This window comes from Pedobacter frigiditerrae (assembly GCF_032678705.1).
Taxonomy (GTDB): domain Bacteria; phylum Bacteroidota; class Bacteroidia; order Sphingobacteriales; family Sphingobacteriaceae; genus Pedobacter; species Pedobacter frigiditerrae_A.
In genome coordinates this window covers 2,018,832-2,038,941 of the sequence record NZ_JAVTSS010000001.1, presented here as the reverse complement: position 1 = coordinate 2,038,941, position 20,110 = coordinate 2,018,832, and the positions used below count along the sequence as shown (strand labels likewise).

Genomic DNA, 20,110 nt, shown 5'->3' with positions numbered 1-20,110 from the left:
AACTTTTAATGAAACCATCATGGGCATACTTTTAATAAACAGCAAAGAATATGCTCATGATAGCTTCATTACCACTGAAAATAAACTAAATACCATTGAAAAAGAAATTTAAATATATGTTAAAGAAAGGATTGCTTTTTGCACTGAGTACGGCATGTCTTACAGCGTTCGGGCAAGAGCGAGTATCCGATTCTCTTCAGCGCAATGTAAATATCAAGACCAGTGCAATGACTTTTAGCGAGTTGTTGGTTGATAAGCCTAGTATTCAGGTTACGCAATCAGGTTCAATCGGTTTTGCATCTCAATTGATGATTCGCGGCGCAGGTTCAATCAATCTCAACGCGTCTCCATACATCTATGTTGATGGTATTCCTGTAAGATATTCTCGAGTTTTGCCATCCTTTTTGTCTATACACCAACCCAATCGCTTCGGGTTTGTTAATCCGAACGACATTAGTGAGGTAAAGATTTTGAGCGAAGGATCAGCATTAGCCGAATTAGGGGGAAGAGGTGCAAATGGTGCTATTTACATCCAAACAAACAGAGGTGAACTTGGCGGTACAAAAATAGATTTCTCTACAAAATTCGGACTTTTAAATTCAAATTTTGATGTAGATAGAATGAATGCTGGCCAATTTAAAAGCTACCTACGTAACTACTATCTTGAAAATGGAAGCACAGAAACCCAAGTAAACCAAAATCCTATATTTAATGCTGCCAACCCAGTGTATAACAACAACACAGATTGGGTTGATTTAATTACAAGGAATGCACTGTATCAGGATTACCATATAAAACTCATGGGTGGCGATGGTGATGCGCAATACATGTTTAGTATAGGATATGTAGATAAGGAGGGAACCATCATGGGTTCTGATCTAAATCAAGTTAATCTTAGGTTTAACCTCGACTATAAATTATCGCCGAAAATAGAAATCTCTAATAGCTTAGCTTATACCCATGGAAAAGGACGGTATTTCGAGCAAGGATTTAACTACAGTGTACACCCCTTATTCATAGCCGCTACTAAAGCACCATTTTTGAGTCCTTATATATTTTCTCAATCAGGACAGGTGTCAACACAATATGGTGATATAGATGAGCTAGGAAAAAGCAATCCTTTGGCATTGGTTAACAAAATGTATAACAGCAATGAGGATAACCGCGTGGATGGAAAAATTAGTGGTAAATGGTTGATTTCTCCTAGAACCTCGCTTAACTCTTCATTTGTATTTAACTACATGAACGTGACCGAGAGGCAATATAGGCCTTCGCTTGGCATTGTTACAGATTTAAATAGGATTAGACAAAACCTGAAAAGAAGTTCTAGTGAAGCCTTCATTTTATGGTCTAGTTGGCTGGCTACCAAAGGGAAGATAGGCAACAATTCTACCTATACTGGACAAACTGGTTTATCTGTTGAATCTTATGATGAAAAGTCGGTATTTGTAAGAAAGATCAATGCGGGTACAGACGATTACGAAACACTGGAGCAAGGTATAGTAGATTCAGCCTCTAATATTAACTATAAATCAAGGTTATTAACCCTTTATGCCAGAGGCAGTGTTGATTTATTCAAAAGAATGCAGGTATTTGCCAATTTAAATATCGAAGGTTCAAGTAATTTTGGCGCTAAAGGTCGTTGGGGTATTTATCCTGGTGTGAAAGCAGTGGTAGACCTATTGGGCAGGGACAGCAAAACGCCACTAGGCTTAAGGGCAGGTTGGGGTCGCACGGGCAATAACGACCTACGTGGATTTTATCATTATAGCCTATATTATCCAGCCAATTATTTTGGATATGGAGGCGTATACCTAGGTAATGTCGCTAACAAATCTATCAAGCCAGAAATTACCAATACCTATGATGTTGGACTTACGCTGGATTTATTTAATCACAAATTAAACTTAGATGGAGGTTATTATTATAAAAATACTTCAAACCTAATTACCCAAAGAGCAGTACCAATAGAACTAGGACTGGATCCACAATTTGAAAATAATGGAGAAATGGCTTCTCAAGGATTGGAGTTGAATTTTAATGCTAAACTCATCGAAAAAAATAACTTATCCTTATTGCTTTACGGTAGTGTATCTACACTCAACAACAAAGTGAAAAAGCTTAACAATGGTAACATCATTAAATCTATAGGTGGCATCTACACTGTAGCTAAAGTAAATGAACAGATAGGTTCTTTCTATGGCTACAAAGTGTTAGGGGTTTTTGGCACCCAAGCAGCAGTTAATTTGCAAAAGGCTGATGGTACTAGTTTTAAAGCAGGCGATTACATCATTGAAGATTTAAATAGAGATTCGAAAATAAACGATCTGGACCGTCAGGTGATAGGCTCTCCGCTTCCTTCAGCTTTCGGCAATTTTGGAACCGTACTTACCTATAAAAAGATTTCTTTTAATGCATTGTTTACTTATGCTGCTGGTAACGATATCTATAATAGTTTTAACCAGCAGATGCACGTCATGAAAGATTATTCAAACCAATCGCAGGATGTACAAAACAGGTGGATATCAGCTTCCAATCAGGGAACTGGACTAAGCCGTGCCGCTTTTGATGATCCTTCAAGGAATGGCGCAGCCTCCAATTTATGGGTAGAAGACGGTAGTTACCTGCGCTTCAAAAACGTAACGGTTAGTTTCGAAATAGGTGTGCCCCCCAAATTGAAATTCATCCGTAAGCTTAATCTATTTATCACCGCAGAAAATCTTGCCACGTTTACTAAATACAGCGGATTTGATGTAGAAGTGGTTACCTCTGCAGATCCAATGTTAAAAGGGGTTGATTTTGGTGCCTCACCATTGCCAAAATCTTATATGATCGGTCTTAAGATGTCATTGTAAATAAATGAAGATGAAGAAAATGAAAACTATACAAAAGATAATCTTAGTATCAGCAACCATAATGAGTGGCGTATGTGTGTCATCATGTTCTAGTTTTTTTGAAGTTACGCCGAGCGATAATATCGTAGAGGGAGACTTTTATAAAAACAGGGAGGATTTGAATGCTTCGGCAGTCGGTATGTATGAATCCTTAGCACAAGAAGCTCATAAATTTTTGTTATGGGGTGATGCAAGAGCTGATATGGTTACTGCCGGACAGGCTGATCCAGATCCTTATATCAACGAGTTTGTGGTTAATAATGTAACCACCGATAATCCATATACCAATTATGCAGGCATTTACAGAACAATAGCCCGCTGCAATAGGCAGATGGAAAAAGTTTATAAGGTTAAACAATTAGATAGTAAAATTGCTGATCGTGATGCCAATGCCTACTATGGTGAAGCTTTATTGCTCCGTGCTATCTGTTATTACCAATTGCTGCGTACCTATGCTAAATTTCCAATTATAACCACTGATTTTGCCGAGCAAATTACCTACGTTAATAGTGCGGGTGAAACGATTAAAGAACCTACGCTGAGCTTAAGTTCAGAAGAAATTAGAAGCATTTATAGAATGCCCGCAAATCAACAAGAGGTGTGGACATTGGTTTATAATGATGTGTTAACGGCTCTGGGAATGATTCCAGTTAATTATCAATGGAATGGTGAAACGCTATCGGCCAATGAAAGATATGGAAGAGTATCACAGCCATTAGCAGCAACTTATGCTGCAGAAATTGCGCTATGGCTTGGTCAATACCAGGTGGCTTCTTCATTTTGCGATCTTATTATCCAGAACGTTAGCCATAACTTAGGTACATCAGGAACTTGGTTTAATCAATTTTCTGCTTCCAATGCCGCGGGTCATTCTATGTTTGCGTTGGGTTATCAATATACCAAAAGCTTTGAGACTAATAGGCTCCAAGAGTTTACATCTTCTGTTAGAGAAGATGGAGGTCGCTATTATTTAAAACCTGTAGCTAGAATGGTTGAACCATTATTTAAAGACGATGTATCGTTAACAGATGCAGATATTAGAGCACAAGCCAGTTATAAAGTAGTTGACGGCGACACCGTGATCTGGAAATACATCGGTCTTGATAACGTGTCATCGATGCGTGCACCTTACGCAAGCAGTGCAAGTTGGCAAATCATGCGTAGTGCAGATGCTTACCTGATTAAGGCATTGGCCGATTTACAATTAAACAACTATGCATCTGCGTTTAACTTTATCAATATGGTAAGAACAGCCAGAGGGTTGGTTATTCTAGACAAGCTTACTTTCCCATATACCAATAAGGCGATAATGGATCAATTGATATTTGACGAAAGAGCAAGGGAATTTGCATTTGAAGGAAAACGTTGGTACGACCTGATGCTTCGTTCAAAATTGAATGGGAAAAATATGCTAGCTGATGCGGTGGCGAATAAATATCCAGCTGCCCAACGTGAAGCAATAAGAGCAAGATTACAAAACGAAATCAACTGGTATATTCCAATTGATCCAGTAAAGTGGCAATAGACAATAAGGTTGTTAGGCATTGTTAAATTGATTGATTGTTGAATTGTTGTTGGCAATGAGGCTAATGGGGCGAACCAGCAATGGAGCAATTCAACAATAAAGCAATGTTTATTACACCATAATAGAGAATGAAGATGATAAAAATATTAAAACATACAGAGATGAAAATGAATCTATTGAAAGTATATCTCATTTTTGCAGTACTTGCAGGTGTCTTACTGACGGGTTGTTATAAGGAAGAACATTTTACTTTTCCTGGGCCATTCGATGCAGGTAAACCCATCAATCCAGATTCGCTTCCTTTTCCTTTTGATAAGACAAGGACTGCGGGAAAATGGTTGATGAAGAATGGGGTTCCAGACTATGAAAACATTCTCGTTAAAGGATATACTGATTATGCAGCAGTAGGAGATGCACTTTCATGGGAACAAAAGCCAGATGGCTTACATGAGCTGCCACATTATAACTTTTATCCATTAGCTACTACAGATCACTTTGCTGCAGATGCCAACAGCTACAAATACAATTGGATCTATTCGAAATATTTTGTTCCTGTGGGTGCGGGAACAAGCTTTTATATGTACGCAAAAGTTACGTTTGGAACATTTAACGGGACTGCGGCAGCATTGGTATTGGGTAAGAACTGGGATACGCAGGCCGTATTTAATTTTGGTATGGATGGTAACTCAACTACAGGTGAGCCCAAGTTCTTTCTGGATTATTATGGGGTAACTGCATCGGTAGATCCTGCGCAAGGTTGGCCTACGGTTAATCAGGTAATGGTTCCAGGTGTACCTGCCGATTTGGAAGTCGTGATCACAAATGGAATATTTTATGTAAAAATCAACAAAATCTTAGTGTTCACTTTTAGGATGGGGAACGATAAACTGCAGTTTTTTACGCCTCAGATTCGTCCATGGAGAAACTTCGTCAATGTACACGAAATGTATATTGAAAGTAACCAAATGTACACCATGAACTATGCCATGCATGAGTATGAAAAAGGATATAATAAAATACAAGCTCCAGCACTGGCTAAAGCAGCTAACGGTAACCTTTTATTGTTTGCTGAAGGGCGCAGTACACCATTAAATTCCATCGAAAGGGTAGCACAAAACACAATGGCTGTAGGTAACACAGACATTATCATGAAACGCTCAACGGATGGTGGCAATACTTGGGACAGCCAAATTAAAGTAATCGCTGGGGATGGGAGTAATTCCACCTTTTGTTTTCCTCAGGTTGTAAGTTTGGCATCAGGTAAGATTATCTTACAATATAGTAGTATCAACTCAACGGTAGCTGGTACTGTATATACTTATACCGATGCGTCACAGAAAATATTTCAGGTAGAATCATCAGATAATGGAAACACATGGACTACTCCAATTGAAGTGACCACGGTGTTAAAAGATGTAGCTGCAGGTTATGTTCAGAATGGCCCTGGTCATGGTATTGAGTTGAAATCTACAACCTATAACAAGCGTTTAATCATCCCACTTAACTACAGCAAGAAAACTGTGAAAGTCGCTATATCAGATAATGGTGGCACATCTTGGAGATTAAGTAAAGTAGTAAGTGGATCTAGTTTAAAAAATGCTTCAGTAATAGAGTTAGCCGATGGACGATTGATGATGATAGTTGGTCATACCAATGCCAGTCCGAAAAATAAATTTGTATCCTATAGTAGTGATGGAGGTGATAACTGGACTGCGGCTGTTAATGTGAAAGCTGATGTGGCTACTAGTGATTATGGGCATCTATTTCCAGGTACTGTGGTAAAAGGTTCAAGTGGAGAAATTTTCTTCATCAACTCTACAGGAAGAGAGACGGATACTGAGGTAAAAAATAGTCCTAGTTATCCTACTGTACCTGTTGTTTTTAAAAGTACTGATAATGGATTGAATTATACAAACGCTGGTGCGCTTTTCACAAAAACTGCCTATTTCGGTTATGCGGCACCATTTGGCGCAATGGATGCTGTAGTTTTGGATAACGGAACATTAGTAGTTGCAGGCGAAGGTGGTGTGGAAAGTCCGACTGAAGGGATTGTTATTTATAAGAAGTAGTTGACGGATTGTATTACTAATAAACTTAAGAGATAGTCAAATTGACTATCTCTTTTTTTATGCCTGTAAAAAGCTTTCTAACATTTAATCTTTTAAAGAAAATATGCAATCACAACCATCCCAAATTGAAAATAACCATACCATTTTGGAAGGGTATCTAGAAATGTGCTAACGTATAATATCTTTTAAATTCAGTTTAAAATGGGTTTTTGAAACCTTTTTGGCTTTGGGCATCTGCTTTGTTGCCTTGCTTATAAATAAATTTAAAAAATTATGTTTCTCATTATTTTAGGTATGCTTATCGTTGTGGTAAGCTTTTTTATGGCCAATGGTGAAAGTCCTTTGGCAAGGTTTAAAGGTGCAATTCGCATTATTGGTATGGTGGTTATCTTTTTAGGAGCAGTTACCTCGATGCTCAAGGTAATTGATGCAGGTGATGTTGGCGTAAAGACCTTGTATGGTAAGGTTGACGATGGCGTGCTCCTTAGCGGGCTGAATGTTGTGAACCCATTAGTAGATGTAACTACATTTGATATCAGGACGCAGAATTATACCATGTCAGCAGTGCACAATGAAGGAAATAAAGATGGAGATGATGCCATTAGGGTTTTGTCTGCCGATGGATTGGAGGTGGTTATCGATCTTTCAGTACTATTCAAGGTTAAGCCTAGTGCTGCTCCAAAAATTCTTTCTACCATCGGCGTTGATTATGTAGATAAAGTAGTAAGGCCTATTACCAGAACTGCCATTAGAGACAATGCAGTTTCTTATGATGCTGTTTCTCTTTATTCTTTAAAACGAGAGGAATTTCAACAAAAAATCTATCAAACCATTGCCAAAAGTTTTGCTGGTCGTGGCTTAGAACTGGAACAGTTGTTAGTCAGGAATGTGACTTTGCCAGCATCAGTTAAAGCAGCAATAGAATCAAAAATCAATGCAGAACAAGAGGCACAAAAAATGACTTTTGTGCTCCAAAAGGAAAAACAGGAAGCTGAGCGTAAACGTGTAGAAGCACAAGGTATTGCCGATTACCAAAAAATCCTTTCTACAGGCTTAAGTGATAAACAGTTGCAATATGAAGCCATCAAGGCACAAAAGGAAATTGCGCTATCTCCAAATACAAAAATCATCCTAATGGGTAATAATAAAAACCCTGTAATTTTAGGAGGGATGAATTAGGCAGTTTGGAGTTTGGAGTTGGGAAATCGGAGTTGAGAGTTGAGAGATTGGAGTTGTGAGTTTAAATCCAACAATTCAACAATCTAACAATGTAACAATTCATCAATCCAACAATAAAGCAATTCAACAATTGATCAATTTATCAATGTAACAATAAAACAAACCTATATTTGTATAAGCGTAACAAATTTTATGGAACATACCATACTCATCATAGACGATGAAAGCAAAATCAGAAGCTTGCTCTCTAGGATCATCGAACTCGAAGGATTTAAGGTTTTGCAGTCAGCTACGGCAAAGGAAGGTTTAAAACTACTTACTACGAACGAGGTGATGGTAGTCCTCAGCGATGTTAAATTACCGGATGCCAACGGTGTTGAATTGGTTGTAGAGATTAAAAAAATAAGGCCTTACGTTGAAGTAATCAATCTAACTGCATTCGGAACCATCGCTGATGGCGTAACGGCCATGCGTAATGGTGCTTTTGATTATATCACCAAGGGTGATGATAACGATAAGATTATTCCACTTTTACATAAGGCACTAGAAAAGGCAAAACTGCAAGCTAGGGTATTTGATTTAGAAAAAAAGGTAGGATTAAAGCATAGTTTCGAAACCATCATTGGAAGTTCTCCTGCAATTAAGGAAGCAATTAGTTTGGCGCAAAAGGTTGCGGTAACTGATACAACGGTATTGTTGCTCGGTGAAACAGGTACGGGAAAGGAAGTTTTTGCACAGGCTATTCACTATGGGAGTCCGAGACGGAATAAACCTTTTGTTGCGCTAAATTGCAGTGGCTTTAATCCAGAATTGTTAGAAAGTGAGCTTTTTGGTTATAAAGAAGGCGCATTTACAGGTGCCAATAAGGATAAAAAAGGATTGCTTGAGGAAGCCAATGAAGGGACTTTATTCCTTGATGAAATTGGCGAAATGAATATCGATCTACAGGCGAAATTACTTCGGGTGCTTGAAAATCAGACTTTCATTAAAATGGGAGGAACCCAAACCAGTAAAGTAAATGTAAGAATTATAGCTGCAACAAATAGGGACTTGAAAGCCGAATCAGACAAGGGTAATTTTAGATCGGATCTTTATTACCGCTTATCGGTTTTTGCAATCGTATTGCCAAGTCTTTCCCAGAGAAAAGGCGACATTGTTTTGTTAGCTAAACATTACCTGAAAGACTTTTCGGCCAAAGTAAATCGTAATGAACTATCTATGGATAAGGCTTTTATAGATTATTTGAATAATCACCATTGGAAAGGCAATATCCGTGAATTGAAGAACATTATAGAACGAGCAGTAATTTTGGCCAACGGCGAAGTGATTGGCGCTGATTTATTACCTTATGAGTTTAACAACAATATAAATGATGCTGGAGGATCAATGGAGATGGCAACCATAGAAAAGCAGCACATTGTTAAAGTACTTAATTATGCCCGTGGCAATAAGACTGAAACCGCAAGGCTACTGGGAATAGGGCTTACCACGCTTTATAGAAAAATAGAGGAGTACAATATATCCTGATTAGAATTTAGTGGCTATTGCCCGATATGAAAAAACCCTTCCATTTTGGAAGGGTTTTTTTATGGTTAAATTTTCGTGATTAAGAACTATTGTTTCATAACTGTCTGTTTTTAAGTGTTTTATGTGTTGTCTGAGTTTTTATGGTACGTAGCTTGGTATAGGGCCTGTAAAACAATTAATGTTATGACTATAATCTTATTTCTCTCATTACTACTGCTCTGTTGGGTAGTCTACAAATCAATCGATTGGTTCGAAAAAATCTAAAACCCATGATCACATTATTCATTATCTCAGTATTGGTATTCCTGTACATGGTTTACGTACTCATCAAACCCGAACAATTTTAAGACGGAAAATGGAAAAGGTAAAACGGAAGATGTGCGAAATGTCGCCAATCTATTCCCCATTTCCTATTCTCTATTTCCTCATTATTAATTCTCACTAAACTAACAAAAAATGAACACAGAATTACTTGGCATCATTGCCACCTTCCTAATTACAATAGCGATTGCTGTCCCTTTAGGAAAGTACCTCGCTAAGGTATTTGCAGGGGAAAAGGTATGGACGGATTTCCTTAAACCGATCGAAAACGGAATCTATAAACTTTCTGGTATCAATACCAAAGAACAGATGAACTGGAAGCAACACCTAAAAGCATTATTAACCATCAATTTGTTATGGTTAGTCTACGGCTTTTTTGTCTTGATATTTCAGGATAAACTACCTTTCAATCCTGATGGTAACCCAGGTATGACTCCTGATTTAGCATTTAACACGATTATAAGCTTTGTGGCTAACTGTAATCTTCAACATTATTCTGGCGAAAGCGGTGTAAGCTACCTCACACAACAATTTGTGCTGATGTTCCTTCAGTTTGTAAGTGCAGCTACAGGAATTGCCGCTGCGGTTGTATTGTTTAAGGCTTTCCGCGATAAGACGGTTACTGAGTTGGGCAACTTTTGGGAGTTTTTTGTAAGGTCTATTACAAGACTTCTTTTACCATTATCTATTGTTGTTGCATTGTTATTGACCTATAATGGTACACCTGCAAGTTACGATGGTAAGGATCAATTTATTTCCATGCAGGGCGATACCGTTAACGTTTCCCGTGGACCAGCTGCTCAGATGATCGCGATTAAACATTTGGGCACCAATGGTGGTGGCTACTTCGGTGCCAACTCTGCTCATCCTTTTGAAAACCCAAGCTACTTTACCAATATGATAGAGGTAATTGCTCAAATGATAATTCCATTGGCAATGGTACTTGCTTTCGGCTTCTTTATACGCAGAAAGAAACTTGCTTGGACAATATTTGGTGTAATGACCATCGGAACATTACTACTATTAATTCCTGCTCTCACTTCAGAATTGGGCGGAAACCCTGCAATTGCAAAAATGGGCATAGCACAAGGTACAGGAGCTATGGAAGGTAAAGAAGTGAGATTTGGTCCTACTGCGACCGCCTATTGGAGCATAGTAACCACGGTAATTTCAACTGGATCTGTAAATGGAATGCATGATAGTACTATGCCACTTACAGGGTTATGGCAGTTGTTAGGTATGATGATCAATTCATTTTATGGAGGGTGTGGTGTTGGGCTGTTAAACTATTTTGTTTACCTCATCATTGCGGTATTCATATCAGGGTTAATGGTTGGCAGAACACCAGAGTTTTTAGGGCACAAGGTGGAAGCTAGAGAGATTAAGATTGCCGCCATCATCACCTTGCTTAGCCCGTTCTTAATATTAGCCGGAACAGCAATAGCAAGTTACGTATTTATGAATGTTGGTGGAGCAGATTGGGCGGTACAACCTAAAAATTGGTTAAATAACCCTAGTTTCCATGGTTTCTCTGAAATGCTTTATGAGGTAACCTCATCCAATGCCAATAACGGTTCTGGATTTGAAGGGCTGGGAGATAACAATGTATTCTGGAACGTATTAACTGGAGTAATTATCTTCTTGGGTCGTTTCCTTCCAATTATTGGACCTGTTGCCATCGCTGGGCTTCTTGCTTCTAAAAAATTCATCCCAGAATCTGCTGGTACATTAAGAACAGATACCAAAACATTTGCACTGATGACCTTTGCCGTGATCTTGGTACTGAACGCACTATCTTATTTCCCTGCACTGGCATTAGGTCCGATTGCAGAATATTTTACGATGGTTAGATAGAATCGTGTCATCCAGAGCAAAGCGAAGGATCTATAAAAGAGATTCCTCGTTCCTGGGAATGACAAAACACAAAAAATAAATTCAACAAAATGAAAACTAACAATAAATTATTCGAACCGGCCTTAGTGCAAACCGCATTAAAACAATCTTTTATCAAACTCGATCCAAGGGTGATGATTAAAAATCCGGTAATGTTTACCGTGGAGATTGGAACTTTGGTAATGGCCTATGTAACCTTTTATTCATTTAGCCATGAAGGGCAGGGTTCTCCACTATATAACTTCTTCATTTTTCTAGTGTTATTATTAACAGTATTGTTTGCCAATTTTGCTGAGGCAATTGCCGAGGCAAGGGGAAAGGCACAGGCAGACAGCTTACGCAAAACCCGTGAGGAGACTCCTGCAAAGGTACTTTTAGAAAATGGAAAGATTGAAGTACGTTCTTCTAGTACATTGAAAAAAGGAGATGTTTTTTTATGCGAAACGGGTGATACCATCCCAACCGATGGAGAGATAATCGAAGGGATTGCTACCATCGACGAATCCGCAATCACTGGTGAATCAGCTCCAGTAATCAGGGAGTCTGGTGGTGATAAATCTTCAGTAACAGGTGGTACAAAGGTACTTTCAGACCAGATCAAGGTAAAAGTAAGCACTGAGCCAGGTGAAAGTTTTCTAGATAAAATGATTGCTTTGGTTGAAGGAGCCTCACGTCAGAAAACACCAAACGAAATTGCTTTGACGATTTTGCTTGCAAGTTTTACCTTGGTATTTATCATTGTATGTGTAACGCTTAAACCTTTTGCTGATTATGCAAATACGCCAATTACCATTGCAGCATTAATCTCTCTTTTTGTATGCCTAATCCCAACCACAATTGGAGGTCTTTTATCTGCCATCGGTATTGCCGGAATGGACAGGGCATTAAGAGCTAATGTGATAACGAAATCTGGTAAAGCGGTAGAAACTGCTGGTGATATAGATGTGTTACTATTAGATAAAACTGGTACAATCACCATTGGTAATCGTAAGGCTACCAATTTCTATCCAACAGCTGGCGTAATCATCAAAAAATTTACTGATGCCTGTGTGCTTAGTTCGCTTTCTGATGAAACACCAGAGGGGAAATCAATTATCGAACTGGCAAAGGGCGATGGTCACATCGTCTTGGAAACAGCACCTGCTGGAGCAGAATTTATCAAGTTTACAGCCGAAACCCGTTCTAGCGGAATTAACACTCCAGATGGTAGAAGAATCCGTAAAGGTGCTTTTGATTCGATCAAAAATATTGTATTGCAAGCAGGTCATGCTTTTCCGATGGATATTGAAGATCAGGTAAAATCGATAGCTAGCAACGGCGGAACGCCGCTGGTTGTATGTGAGAATGAGCAGGCTTTAGGTGTAATCGAACTACAGGATATCATTAAACCTGGCATCAGCGAACGTTTTGAACGCTTGCGTAAAATGGGCGTAAAAACAGTGATGGTAACTGGGGATAATCCACTAACCGCCAAATACATCGCTGAAAAAGCAGGAGTTGATGATTTCATCGCTGAGGCTAAGCCTGAGGACAAAATGAACTACATTAAAGACGAGCAAGCTCTTGGTAAATTGGTGGCGATGATGGGTGATGGTACAAATGATGCTCCTGCATTAGCACAGGCAGATGTTGGCGTAGCGATGAACAGTGGTACCCAAGCTGCAAAAGAAGCGGGTAACATGGTCGATCTGGATAATGATCCTACAAAACTGATTGAGATTGTTGAGATTGGGAAACAGTTACTCATCACTCGTGGTACATTAACTACCTTTTCAATTGCTAATGATGTAGCTAAATATTTTGCAATTGTACCAGCATTATTTATCGCATCTATCCCTGCTTTGCAAAGCTTGAACATCATGGGGCTTCACAGTCCAGAAAGTGCAATCATGTCGGCCGTAATTTTTAACGCCATCATTATTCCAATTTTAATTCCACTGGCATTAAAAGGCGTTGCCTACAAACCGATAGGTGCTACGGCATTACTTAGAAGAAACCTTTTTATCTATGGTATAGGTGGAGTAGTAGCCCCTTTTATCGGTATCAAATTAATTGATTTGGTAGTAGGGCTATTTGTATAATATTAAATATGTCACGTTGAGCTTCCCGAATAATCGGGACAAGTTGTCGAAACGCAATCACAAATCCTTCGACAAGCTCAGGATGACACTAACTTAAAATAAAATGAAAAAATACATCATTCAATCCATTCGCTTAACACTCGTATTAATCGTATTGTTATGCATATTATATCCATTAAGCATCGCCCTAGCAGGAAAATTCTCTATCGGAAACGGTGGCGGTGAAAAGATCACCAAAAACGGAAAAGTAGTGGGATATGCGCTGCTTGGACAGTCGTTTACTAGTCCGGAATATTTCTGGGGTCGTCCTTCTGCTGTTGGCTACAATGCCGCTGGTTCAGCAGGTTCGAATAAAGGTCCTTCTAACGAAGATTACCTAAAAGAAGTTTCAAACAGGATAGACACCTTATTGAAATACAATCCAACAATCAAAAAGGCAGGGATCCCAGCAGATATGGTAACTGCTTCGGGAAGTGGACTTGATCCAAACATCTCTGAGCAGGGTGCCATTATCCAGATTAAAAGAATTGCTGCCATCCGTAAAATCGACGAACGTAAAATAGCTGAATTGGTAGTTAAAAATACAAAAGGTCCTTTTTTAGGAATGTTTGGACCGAGTTCGGTAAATGTGCTCAAATTGAACCTTGCGCTAGACGAACTTAAATAATGATCATCTGCTGCGTTGAGCCCCGCTCTCCACTAAGCGTTTGCCATAACTAAAGGACGGTATGGCTCACCACAATAGATTTTATACAATAATATCAGACCAAAATTTATAATAATAAAATGAAAAGAATACTATTTACAGCAATGGCCTTGGCCACATCTATTTATTCCTATGCACAAGAAGCACCAAAAATTAAAGTATCAGGATATTTAGAAACTTATTACGGCTATGATTTTAACGAACCTGCAAATAACAATAGACCAGGGTTTGTTTATTCTCATAACAGACATAATGAAGTGAACCTAAACCTTGGATTTATCAAGGCAGCTTACGATAGTGGTAAGATCAGGGCAAATGTAGCACTGATGGCCGGTACCTATACCAATGCCAACCTTGCAGCAGAGCCAGGAGTACTTAAAAACATCTTTGAAGCCAATGCTGGAATCAAGTTGAGCGAAAATCAGAACATCTGGGTTGATGCGGGTATCTTCTCTTCGCACATAGGTTTTGAAAGTGCCATCTCAAAAGACTGTTGGGTGCTTACAAGGAATATCTCCTCAGAAAATACACCTTATTATGAATCAGGTGCAAAATTCACCTATGGTTCACCTGAAGGACAGTTTACGGCAACGGTTTTGTACCTAAACGGATGGCAGCGCATCAACCGTGTTGATGGGAACAGTAAACCAGCTGGAGGAGTTCAGTTGACCTACAAACCAACTGGAAAATTGACATTGAACTATAGCAATTATCTTGGAAAAGAGGGAATAAATGCAGTTGCTGTAACTAGGTTCTATCACAACTTTTATGCAATTGCTCAGGTAACGGATGAGTTTGGAATAACTGCTGGATTTGACTATGCCACTCAACAGAAAGTAAAGGGACAGTCGGCAAAGAGCGAGATCATTTCTCCAGTGATGATTGCACAATATAAGTTCGACCCAAAATTTGCCGTTGCAGCAAGGGCAGAATATTACAATGACAAGGATGGGGTTTTCATCGCTACAGGAACGCCAAATGGTTTCAAAACAATGGGTTATTCGCTGAATTTGGATTATTCTCCGATTAGTAATGCAGTTGTAAGATTAGAGGGAAAGGTTTATGACAGTAAGGACAAGGTATTTACAAGAGACCTTAATTTAGTGAACCACAATGCAACACTTACAGCAAGTATTGCGGTATCATTCTAGTGATCCTTCGACAGGCTCAGGATGCCAAATTAACGATCAATAAATATGCAAGATAAAAAAGCTGAATCGGCACTTAGGTTTTTGGATCTGGTTAAAAAATCAAGAAGGGGAAAGCTGAAGGTATATATCGGTATGAGCCCTGGTGTTGGTAAAACCTATCGGATGCTCCAAGAAGCACATGCATTATTGCGTGGTGGAATTGATGTATGTATTGGTTATGTAGAAACACACAAACGTACAGAAACAGAAGCACTGGTAGCCGGTATCCCTATTATTCCAAGAAAAAGTATCTTCTATCGAGGTAAGGAGCTTGAAGAAATGGATGTGCAAACGATCATTAACCGCCACCCTGAAATAGTAATTGTTGATGAACTGGCGCATACCAATGTAGAGGGCAGCAAAAATGCAAAGCGCTGGCAGGATGTGTACGATATTTTGGAAGCGGGTATCAATGTGGTTTCGGCTGTTAATATCCAACACCTAGAAAGTATAAACCAAGATGTTGAGCAAATAACAGGCATTACCATTACAGAACGTATTCCTGATAAGATTTTAGAAATTGCAGACGAAATCGTAAATATTGATTTAACGGCCAATGAGCTGGTAAACAGATTAAAGGAAGGAAAAATTTATGATCAAAGTAAGATCCAACAAGCATTAGGTAACTTCTTCAGACCTGATAAGATATTGCAGCTTCGTGAACTAGCATTAAAAGAAGTTGTGCACCAGGTAGAGCGAAAGATCCATGCAGAAATTCCAAAATCAGTAAAGCTACGACCAGAAAAGTTTTTGGCTTGCATTTCATCCAATGCTGAAACCGCAGGGACCGTAATCCGAAAAACGGCAAGGCTGGCTTCTTATTATCATTCGCCTTGGACTGTTCTTTATGTGCAGAGCGATGGTGAAAGTTTGGACAAGATTAGGTTGGATAAACAACGTCATTTAATCAACCATTTTAAACTAGCAACAGAATTGGGTGCAGATGTAGTTAAAATAAAGAGTAATGCGATCACACAAAGTATTATTGATATGGCGATTGAAAAGGAAATTACGACGATATGCATTGGAAAGCCACACCTCAATATTTTTCAGGTTATTCTTCGCACAGCGATCTTCAATCAATTGTTACGTAACTTAGCGGCCAAGGAAATAGATCTGGTCATTTTATCCTAAAAATTAATCAATGGTATTTTTAATAATAGAAAACAATGAAAATCAAGACTAAATTGCGAGCAGGTTTTGGCCTGTTGTTCTTCATCGTCCTTATTTTTGGTGGTATTGCCCTATACTTTTTAAGCCAGATTTCCTCAAAATCAAAACTGATCCTAAAAGACAACTATAAAACAATTGGTTATGTGTCACAAATGCGTAGCGTAATTGATGAGGGAAATTACCCATTAACAAAAGCTGGCAAACAGCGTTTTGAGCTAAATCTGGAACTTGAAAATAAGAATATTACCGAACCTGGAGAACAACTAGCAGTGAATAAGTTAGCTGCCGCTTACGGCACTCTTTTAACTAACAATAGAGCCGAGGAACGAGAAATGGCGGAAAAGGAAATCCGTTCTGCCCTTGCTCAAATAGAATTTGTCAACATGCAAGCCATCGATCACAAAAATGAAGAAGCCAATAGCGCTTATGCCAGAGCCGAGCTATTTATCGCCCTAGCTGCATCATTTTGTTTCATTGTGCTTTTTACTTTTGTGGTCAACTTTCCAGGCTTTGTTGCTAATCCGTTGGCAGAATTTAGTCAAGCCATTAAGCAGGTTGGCAATGGAAATTATCTGCAACGTTTACATTTCAATAATAAGGATGAATTTTCGGAACTGGCGGTTTCATTTAATGCAATGGCCAAAAAGCTGAATGAATGGGAAAACAGTAATCTTTCGAAGATAAAATCTGAAAAATCTAGGATTGAGGCTATTATAGCGCAAATGCGTGATGCCATCATTGGCGTAAATGAAAAGAACGAAATACTGTTCTTGAATCAAATTGCGGCAAAACTTTTGGGGCTGGATGAACAAAAAGTTATTGGACAAAACGCCAGTGAACTTGCTAAACAGAACCAATTGCTAGGTCAATTGATCAATCACGGTTCAGAAAATGAGATCCTTAAAATATATGCCGATGAAAAAGAATCCTATTTCCAAGTAGAAAGCAGAGAAATTGTGGTTCCAAATGTTGAAACCCAAGAAGAAAAAGCATTAATGACTTCAGCCCAATCTGTAGGCAATGTATATGTGCTAAAAAATGTAACCAAGTTCAAAGAGCTAGATCAAGCCAAAACCAATTTCATCGCTACGGTTTCCCACGAACTTAAAACGCCGTTGTCATCTATAAAGATGAGCCTAAAATTATTGGGTGATAAACGTGTTGGGGAAATGAACAGTGAACAGTATGATTTGATACAACATATCCAAGAGGACAGTGATCGCTTATTGAAAATCACAAGCGAACTATTAGATCTTTCTCAAGTAGAAAGCGGTAACCTAAAGTTAAGCTTTGTACTGGCCAAGCCAATTGAAATTGTACGTTTCGCTGTTGATGCTGTAAAATTTCAGGCAGAGCAGAAATTGATACAACTCGAACTGAATTGTAGTGAGCAATTACCTGAAGTTAATGTTGATATTCAAAAAACAGCTTGGGTATTAGTTAACTTTCTTTCCAACGCTTTACGTTATAGCGCAGAAAAATCGAAGATTGTGATTGAGGTGATCGAGAAAGATGGGCAAATTGAATTTTCAGTAAAGGATTTTGGGAAAGGAATAGAAGAAAAATATCAGAAAAGATTGTTCGACCGTTATTTTCAAGTACCAACCGATGGACAAAACAAATCAGGATCTGGATTGGGATTAGCCATTTCAAAGGATTTCATTGAGGCAGAAAAAGGTATAATATGGGTGGAGAGTGAGATAGGGGAAGGTAGCAGGTTCTGTTTTACTTTGCCAAGAGTTTAAAATAGCTAATGTAAAGATTCTTTACATAAATGAGTTGTCATGTAAAGAAAGTTCACTTTTCTTTACATGATAAATGTTTCATGCTAAAATACTTTGCGGCATTTATTGATTACTTCTCTCCATAATTTACTCAATTCCCTTATCTTTGCCGCCAATTAAAAATTGCAATCTTGATTAATGTAAATAATATTTCCGTTTCATTTGGCGGAACAACCCTCTTTAGCGACGTTACCTTTTCGATAAACCAGAATGATAAAATCGCCCTGATGGGAAAAAATGGTGCAGGAAAGTCTACCATTTTAAAAATTATTGCTGGTGCAACAAAACCTACTTCTGGTAATGTAACTGGTCCGAAAGAAGCTGTAATTGCCTATTTGCCACAGCATTTGCTAACGAAAGATAAGGTTACCGTTTTTGAAGAAACGATGAAAGCTTTCGAAGAGGTAAACCAAATGCAAAAAGAGCTCGACGAGCTAAATGAGCAGTTGACCATTCGTACCGATTACGAAAGTGATGATTACATGAAACTCATAGAACGTGTATCTGAACTGAGCGAAAAGTTTTATTCGATTGAAGAGACTAACTATGATGCAGAGGTAGAAAAAGTGCTAAAAGGATTGGGTTTTGAGCGTAAGGATTTTACTCGCCAAACTTCTGAATTTTCTGGCGGATGGCGCATGCGTATCGAATTGGCTAAAATATTATTAAAGAAACCAGATCTTATCCTATTGGATGAGCCTACCAATCACATGGATATCGAAAGTATCCAATGGTTAGAAGATTTCTTGATGAATTCTGCAAATGCAGTGATGGTTATCTCACACGATAGAGCTTTTGTAGATAACATTACCAATCGCACCATCGAAGTAACGATGGGCAGAATATACGACTACAAAGCTAAATATAGTCACTATTTGCAGTTGAGAGCTGATCGCCGTGTGCATCAATTGAAAGCTTACGAAGAACAACAACGATTTATTGCAGATAACCAAGAATTTATAGACCGATTTAGAGGAACCTATTCTAAAACTTTACAAGTACAATCTCGGGTAAAAATGCTTGAGAAACTAGAAGTAATCGAGATTGATGAAGTAGATACTTCCGCATTGCGATTGAAGTTTCCTCCATCTCCGAGATCGGGACAATATCCGGTAATGGTAGAAGAACTGACCAAAACTTATGGCGATCATACTGTATTCGCAAAAGCTTCAATGGTAATTGAGCGTGGAGAAAAGATTGCTTTTGTAGGTAAAAATGGTGAAGGTAAGTCGACCATGATTAAAGCCATCATGGGCGAGATTGATTTTGAAGGAAGTTTAAAAGTAGGCCACAATGCCAAGATTGGATACTTTGCTCAAAATCAGGCAGCATTGCTTGATGAGAATTTAACGGTATTCGAAACCATTGATCAGATTCCATTGAGTGATGGTAGCATAAAAATCAAGGATCTTTTGGGCGCCTTTATGTTTAGCGGAGATGATACCACTAAAAAAGTGAAGGTGCTTTCAGGTGGTGAGAAAACTCGTTTAGCGATGATTAAATTATTGTTGGAACCAGTGAATGTGCTAATCTTGGATGAGCCAACCAACCACTTAGATATGAAAACGAAAGACATCATTAAAGATGCCTTGAAGGATTTTGATGGTACTTTAATCTTGGTATCTCACGATCGTGATTTCTTAGATGGACTGGCTACAAAAGTATTTGAGTTTGGCAACAAACGAGTTCGTGAGCACTTTGAAGATATCAAAGGATTTTTAGCTTACAAAAAGATGAATAGCTTAAAAGAAATTGAGCAGAACTAAAT

General features: G+C 38.6%; 13 protein-coding genes. All 13 read left to right on the top strand.

The annotated features are described in order from the left end of the window. The first annotated feature begins 95 nt into the window (after positions 1–95). Positions 96–2,855, top strand: a complete 2,760-nt coding sequence (locus R2Q59_RS07995) for a SusC/RagA family TonB-linked outer membrane protein (RefSeq protein ID WP_316785025.1) — start codon at positions 96–98, stop codon at positions 2,853–2,855. A 19-nt stretch (positions 2,856–2,874) separates the two neighbouring features. Further along, complete coding sequence (locus tag R2Q59_RS07990) at positions 2,875–4,419, top strand: RagB/SusD family nutrient uptake outer membrane protein (protein WP_316785022.1); 1,545 nt, start codon at positions 2,875–2,877, stop codon at positions 4,417–4,419. 134 nt (positions 4,420–4,553) lie between these two features. Continuing rightward, the gene (locus R2Q59_RS07985; RefSeq protein ID WP_316785020.1) at positions 4,554–6,488 is read left to right on the top strand and encodes a sialidase family protein; all 1,935 of its coding nucleotides are present in this window, start codon (positions 4,554–4,556) and stop codon (positions 6,486–6,488) included. Positions 6,489–6,761: 273 nt separating this feature from the next. Then, positions 6,762–7,667, top strand: coding sequence for a prohibitin family protein (locus R2Q59_RS07980; protein ID WP_316785018.1), 906 nt, complete (start codon positions 6,762–6,764; stop codon positions 7,665–7,667). Positions 7,668–7,859: 192 nt separating this feature from the next. After that, complete coding sequence (locus R2Q59_RS07975; RefSeq protein ID WP_316785016.1) at positions 7,860–9,194, top strand: sigma-54 dependent transcriptional regulator; 1,335 nt, start codon at positions 7,860–7,862, stop codon at positions 9,192–9,194. A 269-nt stretch (positions 9,195–9,463) separates the two neighbouring features. Further along, positions 9,464–9,541 (top strand): potassium-transporting ATPase subunit F, encoded by a 78-nt coding sequence (locus R2Q59_RS20590; RefSeq protein ID WP_410478277.1) that lies wholly within the window; start codon positions 9,464–9,466, stop codon positions 9,539–9,541. 109 nt (positions 9,542–9,650) lie between these two features. Then, the gene (gene kdpA, locus R2Q59_RS07970; protein WP_316785014.1) at positions 9,651–11,369 is read left to right on the top strand and encodes a potassium-transporting ATPase subunit KdpA; all 1,719 of its coding nucleotides are present in this window, start codon (positions 9,651–9,653) and stop codon (positions 11,367–11,369) included. 89 nt (positions 11,370–11,458) lie between these two features. Next, entirely contained in the window at positions 11,459–13,489 is a 2,031-nt protein-coding gene (gene kdpB, locus R2Q59_RS07965; RefSeq protein WP_316785012.1) for a potassium-transporting ATPase subunit KdpB, read from the top strand. Positions 13,490–13,592: 103 nt separating this feature from the next. Continuing rightward, a complete protein-coding gene (locus tag R2Q59_RS07960; RefSeq protein ID WP_316785010.1) occupies positions 13,593–14,156 on the top strand; it encodes a K(+)-transporting ATPase subunit C in 564 nt (187 codons plus the stop codon). A gap of 119 nt (positions 14,157–14,275) precedes the next feature. After that, on the top strand, positions 14,276–15,346 hold the full coding sequence (locus R2Q59_RS07955) for a porin (protein ID WP_316785008.1): 1,071 nt from the start codon (positions 14,276–14,278) through the stop codon (positions 15,344–15,346). A 45-nt stretch (positions 15,347–15,391) separates the two neighbouring features. Continuing rightward, a complete protein-coding gene (locus R2Q59_RS07950) occupies positions 15,392–16,519 on the top strand; it encodes a sensor protein KdpD (protein WP_316785006.1) in 1,128 nt (375 codons plus the stop codon). Positions 16,520–16,554: 35 nt separating this feature from the next. After that, on the top strand, positions 16,555–18,303 hold the full coding sequence (locus R2Q59_RS07945) for an ATP-binding protein (RefSeq protein ID WP_316785003.1): 1,749 nt from the start codon (positions 16,555–16,557) through the stop codon (positions 18,301–18,303). 170 nt (positions 18,304–18,473) lie between these two features. Further along, positions 18,474–20,108 (top strand): ABC-F family ATP-binding cassette domain-containing protein, encoded by a 1,635-nt coding sequence (locus R2Q59_RS07940; protein WP_316767632.1) that lies wholly within the window; start codon positions 18,474–18,476, stop codon positions 20,106–20,108. Positions 20,109–20,110: the final 2 nt, after the last annotated feature.